We start from the raw sequence: 18,769 nt of genomic DNA, 5'->3' as shown, positions 1-18,769 counted from the left end.
GACTATCGGTAACCGGGCCGACTACTGTGCACCCCATGACCTCTCGGGGACCAGTAGGTGGTTCGACCAGCGATGCGCATTCCGGCGCGGCACCCGCCGCGCGCGACTCTGCCCTGCTCGTGCGCCGCGCCCGAACTTCCGATGTGCCCGAGATCAAGCGCCTCGTCGACGTCTATGCCGGTCGGATCCTGCTGGAAAAGAACCTGGTCACCCTGTACGAGGCGGTCCAGGAATTCTGGGTTGCCGAGCTCGACGGACGGGTGGTCGGCTGCGGTGCGTTGCATGTGCTGTGGGCCGACCTCGGCGAGGTGCGCACGGTTGCCGTACACCCGGATGTCAAGGGGCACGGGGTCGGCAAGCTCATAGTGCAGCGCCTGGTCACAGTGGCCAGGGAACTGGAGCTCGGGCGACTGTTCGTGCTCACCTTCGAGGTCGACTTCTTCGCAGGCCACGGCTTCGTCGAAATCGAGGGCACCCCGGTGACCGCCGAGGTGTACGCCGAGATGTGCCGCTCTTACGACACCGGTGTCGCCGAGTTCCTCGACCTCAGCTACGTGAAACCCAACACCCTCGGCAATACCCGAATGCTGCTGAACCTCTGACAGGAAGCGATCCCGTGCCGATCTTCGCCGTTCACTACACCTATTCCGAGGCCACAGTCCCCGGCCGCGACACCTATCGCCCCGAGCATCGGGCCTGGTTGTCCGGCCTGGTCGAGGTGGGCACCCTGCTCAGCAGCGGGCCGTACCCGGACGGCTCGGGTGCCTTGCTGCTGTTGCGCGCCGACGACGAGACCGCGCTCGCAGATCTGCTGGCCGAGGATCCGTTCGCTCGGGAGAAGTTGATCGACGCGGTACGCGCCGTCGAATGGGTGCCGGTGATGGGCGCGTTCGCCGTCTAGATCCGATCCCGGCGGCGAGCCCGGCTCCGCAGGCCGTGACCGTTGGCGTCAGCTGTCGCGATGACGCCAACGGTGTGGCTCACTCGCCCGAGATATCGACCGGTCGCGATGCCGCCGCACCCCTGGTCTTGATCAGGCTGGCGACCGTCGCCACGATCAGGATGCCGAGGATGACCCCCAGCGACGCCGGCGTCGATATTTCCGGGACACTCACCTGCTCGCCACCGTTGATGAACGGCAGCGTGTTCTCGTGCAGTGCGTGCAGCACCAGCTTGACGCCGATGAACGCCAGGATCGCCGAGAGCCCGTAAGACAGGTAGACCAGGCGATCGAGCAATCCGCCGATCAAGAAGTACAGCTGACGCAGACCCATGAGCGCGAACGCGTTCGCGGTGAACACGATGTAGGGCTCCGCGGTGAGGCCGTAGATCGCCGGAATCGAATCCAACGCGAACAGCAGGTCCGCGAAGCCGATCGCGAGCAGTGCCAGCAGCAGTGGCGTCACCGCGCGGCGGCCATCGACCCGGGTGACCAACTTGTCGCCGTCGTAGCTGTCGGTGGTCGGCAGGACACGCTTGGCCAACGCGACGATCCTGCTGTCACGTTTCTCCTCGTGCTCGACCTCGTGGCCGCTCTCGCGCAGCAGCTTGACGGCGGTGTAGACGAGAAACAGCCCGAACAGGTAGAACACCCAGCTGAACGCGCTGATCGCCGCCGCGCCGACAGCAATGAAGATGCCCCGCATGACCAGCGCGAGCACGATACCGATCAACAGCACCTTCTGCTGGTAGATCCTCGGCACCGCGAAGGTCGCCATGATGATGACGAAAATGAACAGGTTGTCCACCGAGAGCGCTTTCTCGGTCACGAAACCGGCGTAGTACTCCCCGGCGAACGTAGAACCCCACTGCCAGGCGACGAAGCCACCGAACGCCAGCGCCAGCCCGATGTACACCGCCGACCAGCTCCCGGATTCCTTGAACGTCGGATCGTGCGGCGTGCGGACGTGTGCGAAGAAGTCGAAGACGAACAGGCCGAGAATCACGGCGATCGTGATCACCCACTCGAGAGCGGTTACGTGCATGTGGCGTCCTGGTGGTTGATCATGACATCAAGCATGCCCGATTTGTCCGTTCATGTCGGCTTGCGGGGTGGTTGCTGTCAATAATTTCACATGCGCCCGGGCACCCGTCCATGCCACAGTGACGACGTGATCGACGACTACCGAGTTCTCAACAAGGCGAACTGGGACGAACGGGCACCGCTGCACGCCGCCGCACGCGACTACGCCGTGGATCGTTTCCTGTCGGAGCCGGACTTCCTCAGCGAGGTGGTGCGATTCGATCTTCCGCTGCTCGGCGACATCCGCGGGCTGCGCGGGGTCCACCTCCAATGCCACATCGGCACCGACACGATTTCGTTGTCGCGGCTCGGCGCCACCATGACCGGACTCGATTTCTCGCCCGCGTCCCTGGCACAGGCCCGGTCGCTCGCCGAACAGACCGGAACCGCAGTCGATTTCATCGAGTCGGACGTGTACGACGCGGTGGTCGCGTTGGGCGGTGCACGTTTCGACCTGGTGTTCACCGGGATCGGAGCACTGTGCTGGTTGCCGAGTGTGGATCGGTGGGCCCGGACCGTCGCGGGACTACTGCGGCCCGGTGGGCGGCTGTTCCTCCGCGAAGGCCACCCGATGCTGTGGGCGACGGATGAAAATCACACCGACCGACTGGTTATCGGCTATCCATACTTCGAAACACCTGAGCCGATGGTGTTCTCCGATGGCGGCACCTACGTGGCGACCGACGGCGTACTCACCCAGACCACCACGCACGAATGGAACCACGGATTCGGGCAGATCATCACCGCGCTGCTGGACGCGGGCCTGACGATCACCGGCCTCGTCGAGCACGACACGGTGCCGTGGGAGGCGCTACCCGGCCTGATGACCCGCGAGCCGAACGGCGAATGGCGGCTCAACGAGCATGGGGAGCGACTGCCGCTCAGCTACACACTGCAAGCACGCAAGGGATCCGGCGCCGAGGTGGCTCTCGGCACCGGACAGTGACCAGGACATCGAATCACGGTATGGCGGGTCGCCCGCAGGCCTCGTCCACGGTCGAGCCGCCACCGGTGCCCAGCATGTTGTCGGCGAGGAAATTGTTCACATAGCCGCCGACACGGGTGAAGACTGCGGAGTAACCAGGGCGCGCGCTACCGCCCGCCCAGGAGTACAGGCCGACGAGCGTCGCTTTGTCGCCACCGCGGGTGACCAGTGGACTGCCCTCGTCGCCCGCACCGGGCGATTTACCACCCGTATCGAGGCCGGCGGCGATCATGTTGGCGGTAACGGCCGCAACCCCGTACTGGCCCTGAGCTTGTTCACGGCTGACGGTCGGCAGGTCGACGCCCATCAATTGCGAAGGCGTCTGCCCACCTTCGTGCAACGCTCCCCACCCCGACGCTTGCGCGATCACACCCCCGCCGGGGTCACTCCCCGGTTCCGGCAGACACACTGTCGCGGCATTCGTCCCGAACGACATGTTCTCGGAGGTGTGCAGCACCGCGATGTCGTTGTCGCGGTTGACCACGTCGTAGCGCGGATGCACGACGACCTTCTCGATTTCGACCACGCTGCCGCCGGAATCGTGCCGTAGCGAGCCGTACCGCAATTTCAACTGCTCCGGACCGACGCCACGAACGCACATTGCCGAGGTGATCACGGTACGACTGTTGAGCGCAGCGCCGCCGCAGGCGTGCGCGCCGCCCTTCTGCACGCTGACGGTCCACGGAAATTGATCATCGGCCGCCACATAACCGCCGACTATTGCCGACGCCGGCGTAGACACCCCCGCCACCAACGCACTCGCGCCGAAAGCCACTGTCGCGAACGCCCGGCACCGAACAAAGGCCTTGCCCATCGCTTCCCTTCCCACCGACCACGCTGACGAGGTGAAGTAACGCAACCGCCGGATGTCACGGTAGCGGTGCGGATGCGGAGAACACCAGAATCGCGAGGCGTGTCGTAACATCCGTGCTGCACTCCGGGCGGTAGTCCGGTCGCCGACTGATACCGATGGCCATCGCATTCAGGTCCGGCAGCGACACCCGAACAGTAAATCGGTTCCTCACCGGGAGTCTCGGTGCTACCGTCGCAGACAGCAAACCCCCGAACCACAGAAAGGCATAGGCAGATGACCGGGCAGACCCAGCAGCGACGGCAACGATTGCTAGACAATGCCTGGCGTGCCTATGCCCTACGTTCAGCCATGCGATTCGGCTATTGCGCGATGCGTATGAGCGGCCCCTGAGGTCTCGATTTCGAGAAGACCTGCAACAGGGGTCATTCCGCGGCACTCGTCGAGGAATGACCTTTTTTGGCAGTATGCCCGAGCGGCCGAAGGGACCTGCCGGTAAATCAGGTGCGATCCCGCCACCGGAGGTTCGAATCCTCCTACTGCCACGAAGTTTTCCCGCCCGCGTAGCTCAGTGGACAGAGCGGCGCCTTCCGAAGACGCAGGTCGGTGGTTCGATTCCACCCGCGGGCTCGGGTTGCCGGACCGTGGAGCCGTTCCACGCTTCCGGCTATCTGGTGCCGCGGGAGTTCTTCCAGTAGTTGACAATTCGAGGGGACAACTTGATTCGAGATCACAGAACCGTTCCTGGCCGGCTGCGATGCTATCGGCATGCACGACCTACACATTCGCGCGTCTGCGGTCCCACCACTCACCTCTGACATCTCTCGCGCCGCCGTACCGAGATATCGACATCAGAGAAATGCGAGAAACATCCTGGTGACTCGCCGGGACGCTATGCCGAGCTGGATGAATTGTCGCACCGAAGTATTGAGAATGACCGATCCCTCGTAGCCCAACCGGTAGAGGCACCGGCCTTAGAAGCCGGACAGTGCGAGTTCGAATCTCGCCGAGGGAACAATCCGCGGGCACAGGCGGGTGAGCGCGCTCGTAGCTCAAATGGATGGAGCACCGGTATACGAAGCCGGCGGCTGGAGGTTCGATTCCTCCCGAGCGCACTGATGGAGTGGAGGGTGACGGCTGCACAGCGGTCTCTGAAAACCTCGGTCCAGGTGCCAATCCTGGCACTCCAGCTGTTGATTCACTCCGCACGGCTCATGCAGGGTGCCGTCGGGCTCTCATAAGGCCCGATCGCGTGGTTCGACTCCACGATGAGCTACGACCGTCTCACTCCTCGTCGGTGCTGTCGGGCTCCTCGCCGCCACCACGGATCGACCAGAGCAGACGATCCAACTCGTCGGGCTTGATGAGAACGTCGCGGGCCTTCGAGCCCTCGCTCGGGCCGACCACGCCACGGGTTTCCATCAGGTCCATCAGCCGGCCTGCCTTCGCGAAACCGACGCGCAATTTGCGCTGCAGCATCGACGTGGAGCCGAATTGGGATGTCACCACGAGTTCTACCGCCTGGATGAAGACATCGAGGTCGTCGCCGATGTCGGGGTCGACATCCTTTTTCTCGCCTGCCTTCGCGGCGGTGACGCCCTCCTGGTATTCGGGTTCGGCCTGGTTTTTGGCGAAGTCGACGACGGCGTGGATTTCCTCGTCACTGATGAAAGCGCCCTGCAATCGGGTCGGCTTTCCCGCACCCATGGGCAGGAAAAGACCGTCGCCCATGCCGATCAGCTTTTCCGCGCCGGGCTGGTCGAGGATGACTCGGGAGTCGGTGAGCGAGGACGTGGCGAAGGCGAGGCGGGACGGCACATTCGTCTTGATCAGGCCGGTCACCACGTCCACCGACGGCCGCTGCGTGGCAAGCACCAGGTGAATGCCTGCGGCGCGGGCCTTCTGGGTGATCCGCACGATCGCGTCCTCGACGTCCCGCGGCGCGGTCATCATCAGGTCGGCGAGCTCGTCGACGATGGCGAGAATGTACGGATAAGGACGGTATACGCGTTCGCTGCCCAGCGGTGCGGTGATCGCACCCGACTTCACCTTCTTGTTGAAGTCGTCGATGTGGCGCACCTTGTTGGCCTGCATGTCCTGATATCGCTGCTCCATCTCTTCCACCAGCCAGGCCAGCGCGGCAGCGGCCTTCTTGGGTTGGGTGATGATGGGCGTGATCAGGTGCGGAATGCCCTCGTAGGGGGTGAGTTCCACCATTTTCGGGTCGATGAGGATCATCCGGACCTCGTCGGGCGTGGCCCGCCCGAGCAGCGAGACCAGCATCGAGTTCACAAAGCTCGATTTACCGGAACCGGTGGACCCCGCCACCAGCAGGTGCGGCATCTTCGCGAGGTTGGCCGCGACGAAATCGCCTTCGATGTTCTTGCCGAGCCCGATCACCAAAGGGTGATGGTCGTTTCGGGTCGAAGGCGCTTTGAGCACATCGGCCAGGCGAACCAATTCGCGGTCGGCGTTGGGAACCTCGATGCCGACCGCGGATTTGCCGGGGATGGGGGCGAGCAGTCGAACGTTCTCCGTCGCGACGGCGTAGGCGATATTGCGGGCCAGCGCGGTGATCTTCTCGACCTTGACACCGGGCCCGAGTTCGACCTCGTAGCGGGTGACCGTCGGGCCTCGCACGAATCCGGTGACCGCCGCGTCGATCTTGAACTGCACCAGCACCTCGGTGATCGCCTCGATCATCGATTCGTTGGCGGCGCTGCGCTTCTTGGGCGGATCACCGTCGGTCAGCAGGGTGAGCGGCGGCAACACATAGTCGCCCTCGATCTCGCGATCGGCGATCAGTTCCATCTGCTTCGGCGGCGGTGGGGTCTGATCGGCCACCTTGGCCTGCCGCTTCTTCGGCTTGGGCGGCTCCTCTGGCGACTCGACCGCAATCGGTTTGGCATCGCGCAGCGGCGGCTCGCCGAGCACCTCGGTGACCGCGTCCGCATTGCCGAATTCATCGGGCGGATAGTTCTCGACCGGGGTCCGCCCGCGCCGCCTCGACGCGCCGGCACGGTGCAGCGGGAAGCCATCCGCGTCGTAATTGGCCGGGTCGTAGTCGCCGTCGTACTCACCGTATTCGTCGCCACCGATACCAAGGCCGAAGTAAAGCCGTAACCGGTCCGGCGCCTCGCGCACGGTGGTTCCAGTCAGCAGGAGCATGCCAAAGACGATGGCCAGCAAGAGAATCGGCACCGAGAGCCACGCGGTGAGCCCATTGGTGAGCGGGCCGCCCATCACGAAACCGACGAAACCCGCAGCGCGAGACCGGCCGTGCGCGTCAGCAGGCGATCCGGCGGCGATGTGCCAGAGACCGAGGATGGGCAGCCCGACCAGCAGTCCGCCGAGCACCAGGCGTGGCCGAATGTCCGGTTTCGCCTCGGTGCGCATCAGCACGATGGCGATAGCGGTGGCCACGAAAGGCAGTCCCGCCGACGCTGATCCGGAGACCGCGCGGATGGCTTCCTCGACCCAGTGCCCCACCGGGCCGCCCGCCGACAGCCAGACTGCCGCCGCGATTACCGCGCTCAGCGCGATGAGGGCGAGGGCGATACCGTCGCGGCGATGGCCGTGTTCGATCTCGCCCGCTCGGCTGATCGTGCGGGTGGTGGCGCCGAGACCGCGCGCCAGCATGGTCCAGCCGCTACTGATGCCACGGCTGATCACCGCGAGCGGCGCGGTGTCGGACTTGCGCGGGGCCGGGCGGCGGCGGGCGGCGGTGCCACGTCCGCGCGGAGTGGCGGCGGTGCGACGCGGGGTGGCGGTAGCGCGTGGCGTTGCCGCGCGGGACCGTGCCGTGGTGGTCCTCCCCCGGGCCGATCCCGCCCGCGCACGAGAGGTCGTGGAGCTGCGGGACTTACCTGCCATGACCTCAGGCTAGCCGCAAACGCACCATCCGGACCATCCGCAACACTGGTATCGGCCGTCTCAACCCTGCCGAATTGTACGGAAGCCCAGGTCGCCCCCACCGCCGTCGAGCTCGCTTCGCACCCGAATCGCCGCGCGTGTGTCGAGCGTGCGGCGGCTAAACCGAGCGATCCAGGGCCAGTACGGCACGCACGTCGCCCGGGGCGCCGGTGGTCTCCATGCGAACTTCGTCACGACCGAAGGCATGCAGCAGCAATTCCGAAGGCTTGCCGGTCAATGTCACTTCGGCCTCGGATTGCGCGGGCACGACCGCCCGGTCGCCGTCCGGCGTCGCGAGCACGACAGTGACCGGCGCTTTCCGATATGCGATTCGCGCCATCTTGCGCAGCACAGACCACAGCCGCCCCTCGTCGGCGTCCGATAGTGTGCGTGGCTCCCACCCCGGCGCGGCACGGCGCACATCCTCGTGGTGGATGAACATTTCGGACAGGTTGGCAACGGCGTCGACCGGGCGCAGGGGTGACCACCACGGCGGTCCGGTGCGCACCTCCTCCAGCAGCTCCTGGAACGGCTTGCGCGCAGTCTTCGCCTGCACACTGTCGAGATACCCGGCAAACGATGGCAACATGATCCCCGCAGCAGCGTCGGGGCGGCGCTCACGAACCACCAAGTGCGCAGCCAGCTCTCGCACAGTCCACTTCCCACAGAGGGTGGGTGCGTCCGGTCCCACGGCGGCCATCGTCTCGACCAGTGCCCGACGTTCCCGTTGTGCCATGCTCACGCGCTCGAACATAGTCGATTGCCTGCGGCATCGACATTGCTGCACAATGAGTTATCGGAGTTGCGCCCTGGCTTTCGCTCGGCAACACTATCCACCGCACGCCCGGTGCGGGGAGCCGTAATTCCCCCGGCATCGCCCGGCGCCGAGTGGATCCGACGGCCGCGCCCCGAATTCTCGGGTAGCGCTTGCGGCCTCGGCTCTGTAGCTTGTCACTCGGTCCATCGGGTCGTGGACCTGTGAGCAAGAAGGGGATTCACCTGTGAAGAAATTCGTCACCGGTGCCGCCATTATGGCGGCAACGGTTGGATCTGTGCTGGCTACCGCGGCTCCCGCGCAAGCCGCGTACGGGTACTACGGCGCCATTGCCGTCTCCAGCGACGGGGACTACGCGATCTCGAACAACTACGGCAGCTACTCGGCCGCGGAGAATTCCGCCATGTCGGCCTGTGGCTACGGTTGCTCGGTGCTGATCTCGTGGACCAACGGCTGCGGTGTCCTCGCCAGCTCGTCGTCGCAGTGGAGCGCGTCCGCTCGCGCCAGCTACTCCGCCGCCAAATCGGCCGCGTTGAGCCGGGTGCCCGGCGGCTATGTCGTGGACTGGCGCTGCACCAGCGGCTACTCGCTGTAACTCCCGACACCCACCACCGTCGGGTCCGAACAGGTCCGCGACAACTCATTCCAGGGGAAATTTAGTGAAGCACAGAACAATTCGAGCGGCGGTCGCGGTCGTACTCGCGACGGCAGCACTCGGCCTCACCGCGTGCACCTCCGACAAGGACTCGTCGTCGGGCTCCAGCACGCCGACCTCGGCGCCGGGCAAGTTCGAGAGCGGTAAGAGCGGGGAGGGTACCGCGGAGGGATCCGCGAAGACCACGACGCCGCCGAACCTGGCCAAGCCGGCCGTCGGTCTGCTCAACGAGCGCATCACCAAGGCCTTCGATCCGAGCGTCAGCAGCGAGGAAAAGATCAGCTGGGTGCAGGACGCCGAGCGGGATCCCCAGCTGGTCGACAAGCTCGTCGAAGCCGCGAAGGCACAGAACGTCAAGGTGGAGATCACCGGCGTGCAGGAGCCCAAGGACGGCAAGCTGAAGGCCGACGCAAAGGTCACCATCAACGGTGAGCCGGTGCAGAACGCCTTCGTCGAGTTCGTCGCCGAAGGTGAACAGTGGAAGGTCTCACACCAGTTCACCTGCAACGTCGTGAAGTCGGCGAAGCTGGATTCGGCTGCCTGCCAAGCTAAGTAGAGCTTCCGCTACAGACAAGAAACCGCCGGATGATGTCACCATCATCCGGCGGTTTTCTGTGTGCTAGACGCCGATGACAGTGGGCACGATCATCGGGCGGCGACGGTAGACGTCGGCGACCCAACGCCCGACCACGCGGCGCACGCTCTGCGCGATGCGATGCGTGTCGGTGACGCCCTCGCCTGCCAGCCGCAACAGTTCGGCCTCGACCAGTTCCGCTGCGTCGGTGAGGGCGGTCGGGTCGTCGGAGAAGCCGCGGCCGCTCACCTCGGGAGTGCTGACCGCCTTGCCGGTGGACGAGTCGACCGCGACAGTGATCGAGATGAATCCACCCTCGCCGAGCACCAGCCGGTCCGACAGGGTCGATTCGCCGACATCGCCGACCGAAAGGCCGTCGACATAGACGTGTCCGACCGGGACCCGTCCGACAATCGAAGCGATACCGTCGACCAGGTCGACCACGACGCCGTCCTCGGCGAGCACGACCCGGTCCTCCGGCACGCCGGTGGCGATGGCCAGCGCGGCGTTGGCTCGCAGATGCCGCCATTCCCCGTGCACCGGCATGGCGTTGGTCGGCCGGACCGCGTTGTACAGGTACAGCAGTTCGCCCGCGGAGGCGTGTCCGGAGACGTGCACCTTCGCGTTCTGCTGGGTGATCACCGTGGCTCCCAGCCGGGCCAAGCCGTTGACCACGGCGAAGACCGAGTTCTCGTTACCGGGGATGAGTGAGGAGGCCAGCACGACCAGATCGTCCTGGCGGATGTTGATCTGGCGATGTTCGCCGCGCGCCATCCTCGACAGCGCCGAGAGCGGCTCACCCTGCGAGCCGGTCGAGATCAGCACCAGCCGGTCCCCGGGCAGAGTCGCGGCGACGTCGAGATCGACCACGACGGAGTCCGGGACCGTCAGATACCCGAGATCCTGGGCGATCTCCATATTGCGAACCATCGAGCGCCCGACGAAGCACACCCGTCGCCCGTATTTCTGCGCGACATCGACGACCTGCTGGATGCGGTGCACGTGACTGGCGAACGACGCCACGATCACGCGGTTGCGTGCTTTGCCGATCACCGTGTCCAGAACGCCGCCGATCTCGCGTTCCGGCGTGACGAAACCGGGCACCTCGGCATTGGTGGAATCGACGAGGAACAGGTCGACGCCCTCGTCACCGAGGCGAGAGAACCCGGCCAGGTCGGTGAGCCGACCGTCGAGGGGCAGCTGATCGAGCTTGATATCGCCGGTGTGCAGCACCACGCCTGCCGGGGTGCGAATGGCCACCGCGATGGCATCCGGGATCGAGTGGTTGACCGCGAAGTACTCGCACTCGAACGGACCGTGTGTAGTGCGCTCGCCCTCGGCGACCTCGGTGAGCTTCGGACGCTGACGGTGCTCCTTGCACTTGGCGGCAACCAACGCGAGGGTGAACTTGGATCCGATGACCGGGATGTCGGGGCGCAACCGCAGCAGGAAGGGCACCGCACCGATGTGGTCCTCATGGCCGTGGGTGAGCACCACCGCCACGACATCGTCGATTCGGTCCTCGATGGGCCGGAAGTCCGGCAGGATCAGGTCGACGCCGGGCTGCTGGTCCTCGGGGAACAGCACACCGCAGTCGACGATCAGCAGCTTGCCGCCGTACTCGAAAACGGTCATGTTGCGGCCGATTTCACCGATGCCGCCGAGGGCGAAGACGCGCAGACCGTTCTTGGGCAATTTCGGCGGTGCGCCCAGGCGATCGGCGACGGGACGATCGACCGGGCGGGTAGGCGCCTGTTCGGCGCGACCTCGGCCGGACTGCTGGCGGGCACGTCCCGGCTTCTTCGACGGCGTTTGCTGCTCGTTGGCGGCAGCCTTCTTGGCGGCGGCCTTCCTGGCGGGCGCCTTGTCCGGTGCGGCCTGCTTGGCACGCCGCGTGCCGGATTGCGTCGCGCCCGCGGTCTGCACGGAGCTCGCGGCCTGCCCGGCTGTCTCGACCTCGGCCGCAGCGGCAGCCTCGACCATGCTGTCGATCTCCACCGGGCTGGCCTGTGGCGCAGGCTGTGCGGCGCGCTTGGGCGCGGCCGGCGCGGCCGGCGCGGGGGCGCCCGCGGCGCGGGAGGCGGTACGGCGGGGACGGCGTGCTAGTGGTTCGCTCATCCGAGCACCCCGGCAATCTGCAGGTCAGCGGACAGCTCGTCGAGCTGTTCGGCGGTGGGCATCAGCTGCGGCAACCGTGGCTCCCCTACGTTTACGCCGAGCAATCGCAGCCCGGCTTTGCTCATGGCGACACCGCCGAGCCGGGACATCGCCGCGTTCAACGGCAACAGACTGACGTTGATCTCCCTGGCACGCACCACATCACCCGCGGCCCACGCGTCACTCAACGCGCGCAGCCGTTCGGGCACTAGATGCCCTATGACACTGATGAATCCGACGGCGCCGACCGACAGCCAGGGCAGGTTCAGCGAGTCGTCGCCGGAGTAGAAGTCCAGATCGGTCGTGGCGATCAGCTCCGCCCCCGCGTTCAGGTCGCCTTTGGCGTCCTTCACCGCAACGATGCGCGGGTGCTCAGCGAGCTTACGGATGGTGTCGGTGGCGATGGGAACCACCGAGCGCGGTGGAATGTCGTACAACGTGACCGGCAGGTCGGTGGCGTCGGCGACGGCGGTGAAGTGAGCGAGCAGGCCGGCCTGGGTGGGACGCGAGTAGTACGGGGTCACCACCAGGAGACCGTGGGCGCCTGCCCGCTGCGCATTGCGCGCGAGTTCGATGGAATGCGCGGTGTCATAGGTGCCCGCACCGGCGATCACGGTGGCGCGGTCGCCGACGGCATCGACGACGGCGCGCAGCAGATCGGCCTTCTCGGATTCGGTGGTGGTCGGCGATTCACCAGTGGTACCGGAGATCGCGAGCAGATCGATGCCACGCTCGACCAGACGGGCCGCCAGCGCGACGCCGGCATCGACGTCGAGCTTGCCTTCGGCACTGAAGGGGGTCACCATCGCGACACCTACTGTGCCGGACGCGCGCAGCTCCGTTGGCGTCGATTCACCGTTCGTCATGGTCAGAAAGGCTACCCGCTCCAGGGAACGCCCTCGACACCCTGACCGCCGATCGGCCTACCCGGGCAAGTGATTCGCCTCCTACCGCACAACAATGGCGTCAAACTACACCTTGTATGACATCACCAATGGCGTCACACTGATGTCATGGACCTCAATAAGTACACCACCCAGCTACGCGACGACCTGATCGCCGCCGCCGCGCTCGGCGACGAGAAAACGCAGGCCACCGCCGCCGCACTGGCCGCAGCGGCGGAAAGCGCGACCCGACTGGCGCTGCTCGCGGCGCTGTCCGACCTGGCCGCTGAGGTCAGCACCGCGCTCGGCGACCGCACCGTGCACGTCTCCGTGGACGGCACCGACGCCAGCGTGGATGTGCGCAAGAACTCCGCGACGACCGCCGACAACGAGCATCCGAGCTTCGAAGAAATGACCGGCGACATCAGCCGCGTCACGCTGCGACTGGTCGAGCAACTGAAATCGCGCGCCGAAGAGGCCGCCGCACAGAGCAATATGTCGCTCAATTCGTGGCTGTCGGGCGTCGTGTCGGGCGCGCTGCGCGACCAGATGCGCGGTTATGGGCCCAGGCGCGACGGCTGATCACAACAGCGGGGCGAGGTCCCCGCGGTCACCGATCACCACTTTGTCCAGTCCCAGCCAGTCCGCCATCTCGCGCAGCGCCTCGGTAAGCGCGGCCACCGTCTCCGGAGTGCGATAACCGGGCTCGGCGAACGCGCCGGGAACGAGCAGCCGCCCCGTCGGGCGCTCGGCGCGCAGGTCGACCCGGCCGACGAGTTCACCGTTGAGCAGGAACGGGAAGACGTAGTAGCCGTGTATCCGTTTGGGTTCCGGTGTGTAGATCTCGATCCGATAGTGGAAGTCGAAGAGCCGTTCGGTGCGCGCCCGGAAGAAGATCAGCGGATCGAACGGGCACAGCAGGGCCGCGCCCTCGATCCGGCGCGGTGTCGCGGCGCCGACACGAAGGTAGGCGGGTTTGTCCCAGCCCGCGACCTCGACCTGTTCCAGTTCCCCCGCGTCCACCAGGTCGGCGATGGCCGGTTCGGTCTGGGTGCGATGGGTCCGGTAGTAGTCGCGCAGGTCTGCCTCGGTCGCGACACCGAGCGCGGTTGCCGCGCGCAGCGTCAGCTCGCGGATCGCTTCTTCCTCGGATACATTGCGCGCCAAGACTTCCGGCGGAATCACCCGCTCCACCAGATCGTAATGTCGTGCGAAGCCGACCCGCTTGTCCACCGACAACGAGCCGTTGGCGAAGAGCTGCTCGCAGATCATTTTCGTATCGCTGAGATTCCACCACGAGCCTTTGGGGCGCGGCTTGTCCAGCTCCAGGTGACGCTCCACCTCACCGGCGGTCGCCGCACCGACCTCGGTGATCACGTCCAGGATGTCCCTGCCGAGCGTGGGGTTGCGCTCGACGGCCCGGCGCATACCCTCCCAGCGACCGTGGTCGTATTTCGCCATCCGCCACCGCATCAACGGCCAGTCCTCGACCGGGATCAATGCCGCCTCGTGCGCCCAATACTCGACGAGTTTGCGCGGCCGTCGCACCCCGTTACTCCAGGCAGCCTCGTCCAGCAACGCGCGGTCGTAACCGCCGATCCGGCTGAATACCGGCGCGTAGTGCGCGCGCACCACCGCTGATACCGAATCCAGTTGCAGTAGTTGCGTTCTGCCCAGCACATCGAGCACGGTCCGGCGGGTCGGCGCGACCGGTTTGCGCCTGCCGAACCCTTGCGCGGCCAACGCTGTCCGTCGCGCCGCCGCCGCACTCATTTTTCGCATGACCGGCACTGTGCCACGACGGTCCGACAAGCGCCGCCGGGCCCACGGCGGTCAGGTCGACACCGACACCTCTCCCGCGGTGTCGATCTCGGTGCGCCGATCGCACTCGGGCGCGTTCGCGAGCACCGTGGCCAGGATCCGGCGGCCCATCGGCAGCACCCGCACGGTCACCGAGCCCGCATTTGCCGCGGCCAATTCCTTTGTCGCCGACTCGATGACCTGCTGGCGCACCCATCGCGGCACACCGGCGAAGCCACCGTCGTCGAGCAGCACCACCTCGACACCGCGAGAGCGGGCGCCGCGGGCGGCGCTGCTCAGCTCGTCGGTCACCAACTGTGGCGCGCGCAGCCCGTCGCGCAGTTCGGCCTCGAGCAGCCTGCATTGTTCGCGCTCGGCCGCACTGAGCTCTGCCCCGCCCGCGATGCGTTCGAGGATCGGACGCGCGAGCTTGTCGAGCCTGGCCAGCTGTCGATCCCGTTCGCCGTTCGCCGCAGCCATGGTCGCCTCCGCCGCCGCGCGCATGGTCGCTACTTCCCGCAACAGCCGCAGGGATCGCTGCATCGGCCGCATGATCGCCGCGGCCATCGAGATCCCGGCCACCGTCGCGACCGGCACCACCGATCCGACCACCACACCGACCCGCGCGCCAGTCATCGCACCCACCACGGCGATCACCGTCGCGATCGCGCCGACGCCGAGCCAGGCCGCGCCCAACCGGCCGCGCAGCACCAGCATCGCCAGGACATAGGACGATGCGAAGGGGGTCCACACCGGTTTGGTCAGACCGTGGTCGACATCGATGATCGTCAGCACGGTCGCCACCGGTCCGGCGACTGTCACGAACACCGTGGCGGGCCACGGCAGCGGATCGACCGGAATCACCAGTACGAGGACACCGGCCACGACCATGATCAGCAACGCGCACAGCCCGGGTAGCAGCGCGGAATCGGAGAGATTCCGCAGCATGTACAGCACGATGGTGAGTTCGAAAACCAGCAGGAACAGCCACGCCCAGCGATCCCGCAGGCCCAGCAGATCGCGCAGCCCGAATTCGGTGTGGGTGTCAGCCATCGCCATCCCATACCAGCGTCACCGTAGTTCCTTCTCCCGGTTGGGATTCCACGAATCCGGCGCCACCGGCCAACTGCCGCATCCGGCCGAGGATGCTGACCGAAACACCGAGCCGGTCGGCGGGCACCCGGTCCAGATCGAAACCGGCGCCGTCGTCACGGAACACCACGCGGATACCGCCCGCGCTCACCGTGACGGAGACCATGCGCTGCACGGATCGGCCAGGCACCGTCGCGTGGCGCAGGCTGTTGCGGACGGCCTCGGCAAGCGCGGCGGCGATGGTGCCCGCGGCGTCCACCGGCAGCCGCAAATCGTCGAGCCCGGCCCAGCGTCGCGCGGTGAATCGAACTCTCGGATTCACCTCGTGCACCGCAGAACCCAGGAATCCGATGGCCGACTGCGCGTCGAGGTGGTCGGGTTCGGCATCACCACTTCGGCATTCGTCGAGTTGGTCGAGAGTGCGTTCCGCCTGGCGGCGCAGCACGGGCGACTCGGTGCCGCCCCGGGAAGCATCGAGCAAGGTCGACAGGACCGCATCGTGGATCAGGGCGGCGAATCTGGCCTGCTCACGATCGTGCGCCGCGGCGCCCGCCACGGCCGCAGCGCGCTTGCTCGCCATCACCGACTCCCGGTCCACACGCGCCGCCGACGCCAACGCGTAGGTGCAGCACCACAGGAACATCGTGCACAGTCCTGCGGCCCGTGCGAAATCGCCGACTAGCGACAATGCGGTTCCGCCCGCCACTACGGCATGATTCGCCACCGCCGCCACCGCCGCCGCGACAACCAGATAGGCGATCGACAGCGGCGGCCGCCACGCCGAGGCGGCTGCGAGCACCCCGAGCGCGAGCACCCGATACACCCACACCGAGGACGCATCCGAGGTCGGCGCGGCATAGGCGAGCGGGATAGTTGCCATGGCCGCGAGGAAACTCACCGCCGCGAGACCGGCGACCGCGCGAATGACCCGCCTGCTCCGCCCCAGCGAGACCGCGGCGAGCACCGGAAACCAGCCGAGCGCGAGGACCACGGTCAGAGCGGTCCAGCCACCCGAGACGAATCGGCTCTGGTCGGCGATGTCGGGCAGTTCCACCACCGCGACGATCAGCCCGGCGAGACCCAGAGAGAGGCCGATTCTGCGCAGAATGCGATCGGCCGTCGGCTCGGCATGGTTTTCCTCGGAGACCGCGGCAACGCGACGGCGCGAACGGCCGAACCGGAAACGGTCGAGCGTCGCGGAGTCCGCGTCGGCAGGTCTGTCCAGCATGTTGGACGCAATCATGCGCGCAGGTGCCGCTCGGGAACTGGTAGCCATCCGTCCTCCACCGCCCGCTTGTACAGATCGGTTTTGGTGGGAGCCGGACGACCGGCATCGGCATACTTCTGCCGGATCCGGCCGAGATAGTCGTTCACCGTCTGCTCCGAGAGACCGGTCAGCCGGGCCACCCGGGAAGCCTTCTCCCCGGAGGCATACAGGGTGAGCACCTCTTCTTGACGCGGGCTCAAGCCCACGTCGGACAGCTGCGGGTCACCGTCGATGGCCGCGGCCCAGTCGGTGGTCACCACCTGCTCGCCAGAGGCCGCCCTGCGCACGGCCGCGACCACGGTCGGCACGTCCTCCGACTTGCGCACGACGCCGAGTACGCCGGCCTTCGCCGCCGCGCGCACCAGAAAGGCGTTGTCCGCACCGGTGAACACCAGGACCTCGACCCCGCGGTCACGCAGTACACGCACGTTGTCCTCGGGCGAGGACCCGTCGGCCAGCCGCAGGTCGAGCACCACCAAGTCCAGCGCGGGCGGTGTCGTGGATACCGGCAGTGTCGCGCCGTCGGACGCCCCGCTCACTGCGGCGGCCAGCAGTTCCGGCACGGTGCCTGCGGTCAGCACCAGATCGAGATCCGGTTCCGGTGCCAGCATTGCCGCAAGCCCGATCGCCACCGATTCGTGGTCTTCGACGAGACCGATCCGTCGCGGCGCACGCTCGCCACCTTCGACACAGGTCACCTCGAACTCCCATCTCGGACAACTCGTCCACAGCCCCACCGGTGCAAAGCCACCACGAGTATGCCCGGCTGATACTCCCGGAGGTCAGCCACCAAAACCGGGGGCCACCCGGATGCCAACGGGTGCCGGTACCACCGGTGGCGGATTCTGCTCGGTCGTCGCCGAGTTCGCGAAATCGGGCCGGAGCTCGACGTGGCGGGCGACGCACGTCAGGACATGAGCTGCGCGGCGATGGTCGCGCCGAGCTCCCAGCAGCGCTGGAGGTCATTCTTCGTCGGCGGCCCCGAAACAACCACCGGAGCAGCGGCTTTGACCCAGCCCATGCCGGTGGTGATGCTCTCGACCGCACGCTCTGCGCCCTCGGTCCCTTGGTTACCGTGCAGATACAGTCCGTATGGGCGACCACCGGTCGAGTCGAGACACGGGTAGTAGCACATATCGAAGGCATGCTTGAGTGCGCCGGACATATAGCCGAGATTCGCCGGTGTTCCGAGCAGGTAGCCGTCGGCTGCCAACATGTCGACCGGTGTCACCGCCAGTGCCGCGCGACGAATCACCTCGACACCTTCGATCTCCGGATCCGTCGCACCGGAAACCACCGCCTCGAACATCTCTTGCATGTGCGGCGAGGGTGTGTGATGAACGATCAACAACCGGGGCACGTCGCTGAGCGTAGCGCGGCCCGCGCCCGGCGCATGTGAAGCTGTGGCCGGTTGTCAGCCGACCTGGACGGATTGTCCGGTGAAGGTGCCGGAGTTGCCTGGCGTGAGAATCCCGGTGGCGTCACCCCTGCAACCTGCCGTGCGGTAGATGGTGGCGACGCGGTCGGTGTTGTTCTCGAACGTGGTCGTCTGTTCGTAACCGAGATAGAGACACCCAGCGGGATCGGTGTAGACGTAGCCACCGACGACAAGGGTGCCCGTGGCCGCTGCTGACGTCGGGGCGAAGGTGATCATCGCGATTACCGCCAGCGCCCCGGGTATCGCACGAATGCTTCGTCGCATGATGCGCTCCTCACCAATCGAACGGCCGGTGCACGCCCAACGTCGACGCCGGACGATTGCCGGATTGTTGCTGTCAACTTTAGTCCGTCGGAACCCGGCGAGCGTATACCGATACCGGACCGAGAGCCTGCC

At 66.4% G+C, this 18,769-nt stretch carries 18 protein-coding genes and 4 tRNA genes; 10 read left to right on the top strand and 12 right to left on the bottom strand.

The genetic code is table 11. The features are described 5' to 3' along the window. The first annotated feature begins 35 nt into the window (after positions 1–35). Both AB0M74_RS30850 and AB0M74_RS30845 read left to right on the top strand, forming a co-directional pair. Positions 36–602 (top strand): amino-acid N-acetyltransferase, encoded by a 567-nt coding sequence (locus tag AB0M74_RS30850; protein ID WP_366529819.1) that lies wholly within the window; start codon positions 36–38, stop codon positions 600–602. A 14-nt stretch (positions 603–616) separates the two neighbouring features. Further along, positions 617–901 (top strand): YciI family protein, encoded by a 285-nt coding sequence (locus AB0M74_RS30845; protein ID WP_366529818.1) that lies wholly within the window; start codon positions 617–619, stop codon positions 899–901. 79 nt (positions 902–980) lie between these two features. Here the strand turns inward: AB0M74_RS30845 and AB0M74_RS30840 are convergent, their stop codons facing one another. Continuing rightward, positions 981–1,985: a TerC family protein gene (locus AB0M74_RS30840; RefSeq protein ID WP_366529817.1), complete on the bottom strand. Its 1,005-nt coding sequence runs from the start codon at positions 1,983–1,985 to the stop codon at positions 981–983. Positions 1,986–2,111: 126 nt separating this feature from the next. Here AB0M74_RS30840 and AB0M74_RS30835 point away from each other — a divergent pair, with 126 nt between their 5' ends. After that, positions 2,112–2,969, top strand: coding sequence for a class I SAM-dependent methyltransferase (locus AB0M74_RS30835; RefSeq protein ID WP_366529816.1), 858 nt, complete (start codon positions 2,112–2,114; stop codon positions 2,967–2,969). Positions 2,970–2,982: 13 nt separating this feature from the next. Here the strand turns inward: AB0M74_RS30835 and AB0M74_RS30830 are convergent, their stop codons facing one another. Then, positions 2,983–3,750 carry a serine protease gene (locus tag AB0M74_RS30830; RefSeq protein WP_366529815.1) on the bottom strand — a complete coding sequence of 256 codons (768 nt, stop codon included), beginning with the start codon at positions 3,748–3,750 and terminating at the stop codon, positions 2,983–2,985. A 530-nt stretch (positions 3,751–4,280) separates the two neighbouring features. Between AB0M74_RS30830 and AB0M74_RS30825 the strand changes: the two genes are divergently transcribed. The 4 genes from AB0M74_RS30825 to AB0M74_RS30810 all read left to right on the top strand — a co-directional run bounded on the left by AB0M74_RS30825 (position 4,281) and on the right by AB0M74_RS30810 (position 4,934). Then, positions 4,281–4,364 (top strand) — tRNA-Tyr (locus tag AB0M74_RS30825). A gap of 12 nt (positions 4,365–4,376) precedes the next feature. After that, positions 4,377–4,449: transfer RNA gene (locus tag AB0M74_RS30820), tRNA-Arg, on the top strand. Positions 4,450–4,760: 311 nt separating this feature from the next. Then, positions 4,761–4,834 (top strand) — tRNA-Leu (locus AB0M74_RS30815). Positions 4,835–4,860: 26 nt separating this feature from the next. Then, positions 4,861–4,934: transfer RNA gene (locus AB0M74_RS30810), tRNA-Arg, on the top strand. Between the two features lie 169 nt (positions 4,935–5,103). On the opposite strand, the gene AB0M74_RS30805 is transcribed toward AB0M74_RS30810, so the two are convergent. Continuing rightward, positions 5,104–7,692, bottom strand: a complete 2,589-nt coding sequence (locus tag AB0M74_RS30805; RefSeq protein WP_366529814.1) for a DNA translocase FtsK — start codon at positions 7,690–7,692, stop codon at positions 5,104–5,106. 157 nt (positions 7,693–7,849) lie between these two features. Continuing rightward, positions 7,850–8,473 carry a TIGR03085 family metal-binding protein gene (locus AB0M74_RS30800; RefSeq protein ID WP_366529813.1) on the bottom strand — a complete coding sequence of 208 codons (624 nt, stop codon included), beginning with the start codon at positions 8,471–8,473 and terminating at the stop codon, positions 7,850–7,852. A gap of 259 nt (positions 8,474–8,732) precedes the next feature. Here AB0M74_RS30800 and AB0M74_RS30795 point away from each other — a divergent pair, with 259 nt between their 5' ends. Then, the gene (locus AB0M74_RS30795) at positions 8,733–9,101 is read left to right on the top strand and encodes a DUF4189 domain-containing protein (protein WP_366529812.1); all 369 of its coding nucleotides are present in this window, start codon (positions 8,733–8,735) and stop codon (positions 9,099–9,101) included. A 64-nt stretch (positions 9,102–9,165) separates the two neighbouring features. Further along, positions 9,166–9,717: a hypothetical protein gene (locus AB0M74_RS30790; protein ID WP_366529811.1), complete on the top strand. Its 552-nt coding sequence runs from the start codon at positions 9,166–9,168 to the stop codon at positions 9,715–9,717. A gap of 63 nt (positions 9,718–9,780) precedes the next feature. Here the strand turns inward: AB0M74_RS30790 and AB0M74_RS30785 are convergent, their stop codons facing one another. Beyond that, the gene (locus AB0M74_RS30785) at positions 9,781–11,853 is read right to left on the bottom strand and encodes a ribonuclease J (RefSeq protein WP_366529810.1); all 2,073 of its coding nucleotides are present in this window, start codon (positions 11,851–11,853) and stop codon (positions 9,781–9,783) included. After that, complete coding sequence (dapA, locus tag AB0M74_RS30780) at positions 11,850–12,758, bottom strand: 4-hydroxy-tetrahydrodipicolinate synthase (protein ID WP_366529809.1); 909 nt, start codon at positions 12,756–12,758, stop codon at positions 11,850–11,852. The genes AB0M74_RS30785 and dapA overlap by 4 nt, the downstream gene beginning before the upstream one ends. Before the next feature lie 147 nt (positions 12,759–12,905). Here dapA and AB0M74_RS30775 point away from each other — a divergent pair, with 147 nt between their 5' ends. Next, entirely contained in the window at positions 12,906–13,358 is a 453-nt protein-coding gene (locus tag AB0M74_RS30775; RefSeq protein WP_366529808.1) for a hypothetical protein, read from the top strand. Here AB0M74_RS30775 and AB0M74_RS30770 read toward each other — a convergent pair whose 3' ends face one another. The 6 genes from AB0M74_RS30770 to AB0M74_RS30745 all read right to left on the bottom strand — a co-directional run bounded on the left by AB0M74_RS30770 (position 13,359) and on the right by AB0M74_RS30745 (position 18,637). Beyond that, positions 13,359–14,558: a crosslink repair DNA glycosylase YcaQ family protein gene (locus tag AB0M74_RS30770; protein WP_366529807.1), complete on the bottom strand. Its 1,200-nt coding sequence runs from the start codon at positions 14,556–14,558 to the stop codon at positions 13,359–13,361. Between the two features lie 51 nt (positions 14,559–14,609). Next, a complete protein-coding gene (locus AB0M74_RS30765) occupies positions 14,610–15,629 on the bottom strand; it encodes a hypothetical protein (protein WP_366529806.1) in 1,020 nt (339 codons plus the stop codon). Then, on the bottom strand, positions 15,622–16,896 hold the full coding sequence (locus AB0M74_RS30760) for an ATP-binding protein (protein ID WP_366529805.1): 1,275 nt from the start codon (positions 16,894–16,896) through the stop codon (positions 15,622–15,624). The genes AB0M74_RS30765 and AB0M74_RS30760 overlap by 8 nt, the downstream gene beginning before the upstream one ends. An 11-nt stretch (positions 16,897–16,907) precedes the next feature. After that, positions 16,908–17,633 (bottom strand): response regulator transcription factor, encoded by a 726-nt coding sequence (locus AB0M74_RS30755; protein WP_366529804.1) that lies wholly within the window; start codon positions 17,631–17,633, stop codon positions 16,908–16,910. A 209-nt stretch (positions 17,634–17,842) separates the two neighbouring features. After that, a complete protein-coding gene (locus AB0M74_RS30750) occupies positions 17,843–18,253 on the bottom strand; it encodes a flavodoxin family protein (protein WP_366529803.1) in 411 nt (136 codons plus the stop codon). 96 nt (positions 18,254–18,349) lie between these two features. Then, the gene (locus AB0M74_RS30745; RefSeq protein WP_366529802.1) at positions 18,350–18,637 is read right to left on the bottom strand and encodes a hypothetical protein; all 288 of its coding nucleotides are present in this window, start codon (positions 18,635–18,637) and stop codon (positions 18,350–18,352) included. Between the last annotated feature and the right edge of the window lie 132 nt (positions 18,638–18,769).

The sequence above is a fragment of the Nocardia sp. NPDC051463 genome, assembly GCF_040681975.1.
Lineage (GTDB): Bacteria > Actinomycetota > Actinomycetes > Mycobacteriales > Mycobacteriaceae > Nocardia.
Note: the sequence above shows the minus strand (reverse complement) of the source record. Positions and strands in the feature narration are given on the sequence as shown.

Excerpts from the sequence above, each read along its gene's own strand:
- AB0M74_RS30750 (WP_366529803.1), bottom strand. The coding sequence starts at position 18,253 with ATGCAAGAGATGTTCGAGGCGGTGGTTTCCGGTGCGACGGATCCGGAG.
- AB0M74_RS30785 (WP_366529810.1), bottom strand. The coding sequence starts at position 11,853 with ATGAGCGAACCACTAGCACGCCGTCCCCGCCGTACCGCCTCCCGCGCC.
- AB0M74_RS30850 (WP_366529819.1), top strand. The coding sequence starts at position 36 with ATGACCTCTCGGGGACCAGTAGGTGGTTCGACCAGCGATGCGCATTCC.
- AB0M74_RS30745 (WP_366529802.1), bottom strand. The coding sequence starts at position 18,637 with ATGCGACGAAGCATTCGTGCGATACCCGGGGCGCTGGCGGTAATCGCG.
- dapA (WP_366529809.1), bottom strand. The coding sequence starts at position 12,758 with ATGACGAACGGTGAATCGACGCCAACGGAGCTGCGCGCGTCCGGCACA.
- AB0M74_RS30775 (WP_366529808.1), top strand. The coding sequence starts at position 12,906 with ATGGACCTCAATAAGTACACCACCCAGCTACGCGACGACCTGATCGCC.
- AB0M74_RS30770 (WP_366529807.1), bottom strand. The coding sequence starts at position 14,558 with ATGCGAAAAATGAGTGCGGCGGCGGCGCGACGGACAGCGTTGGCCGCG.
- AB0M74_RS30805 (WP_366529814.1), bottom strand. The coding sequence starts at position 7,692 with ATGGCAGGTAAGTCCCGCAGCTCCACGACCTCTCGTGCGCGGGCGGGA.
- AB0M74_RS30765 (WP_366529806.1), bottom strand. The coding sequence starts at position 15,629 with ATGGCTGACACCCACACCGAATTCGGGCTGCGCGATCTGCTGGGCCTG.
- AB0M74_RS30760 (WP_366529805.1), bottom strand. The coding sequence starts at position 16,896 with ATGCTGGACAGACCTGCCGACGCGGACTCCGCGACGCTCGACCGTTTC.
- AB0M74_RS30840 (WP_366529817.1), bottom strand. The coding sequence starts at position 1,985 with ATGCACGTAACCGCTCTCGAGTGGGTGATCACGATCGCCGTGATTCTC.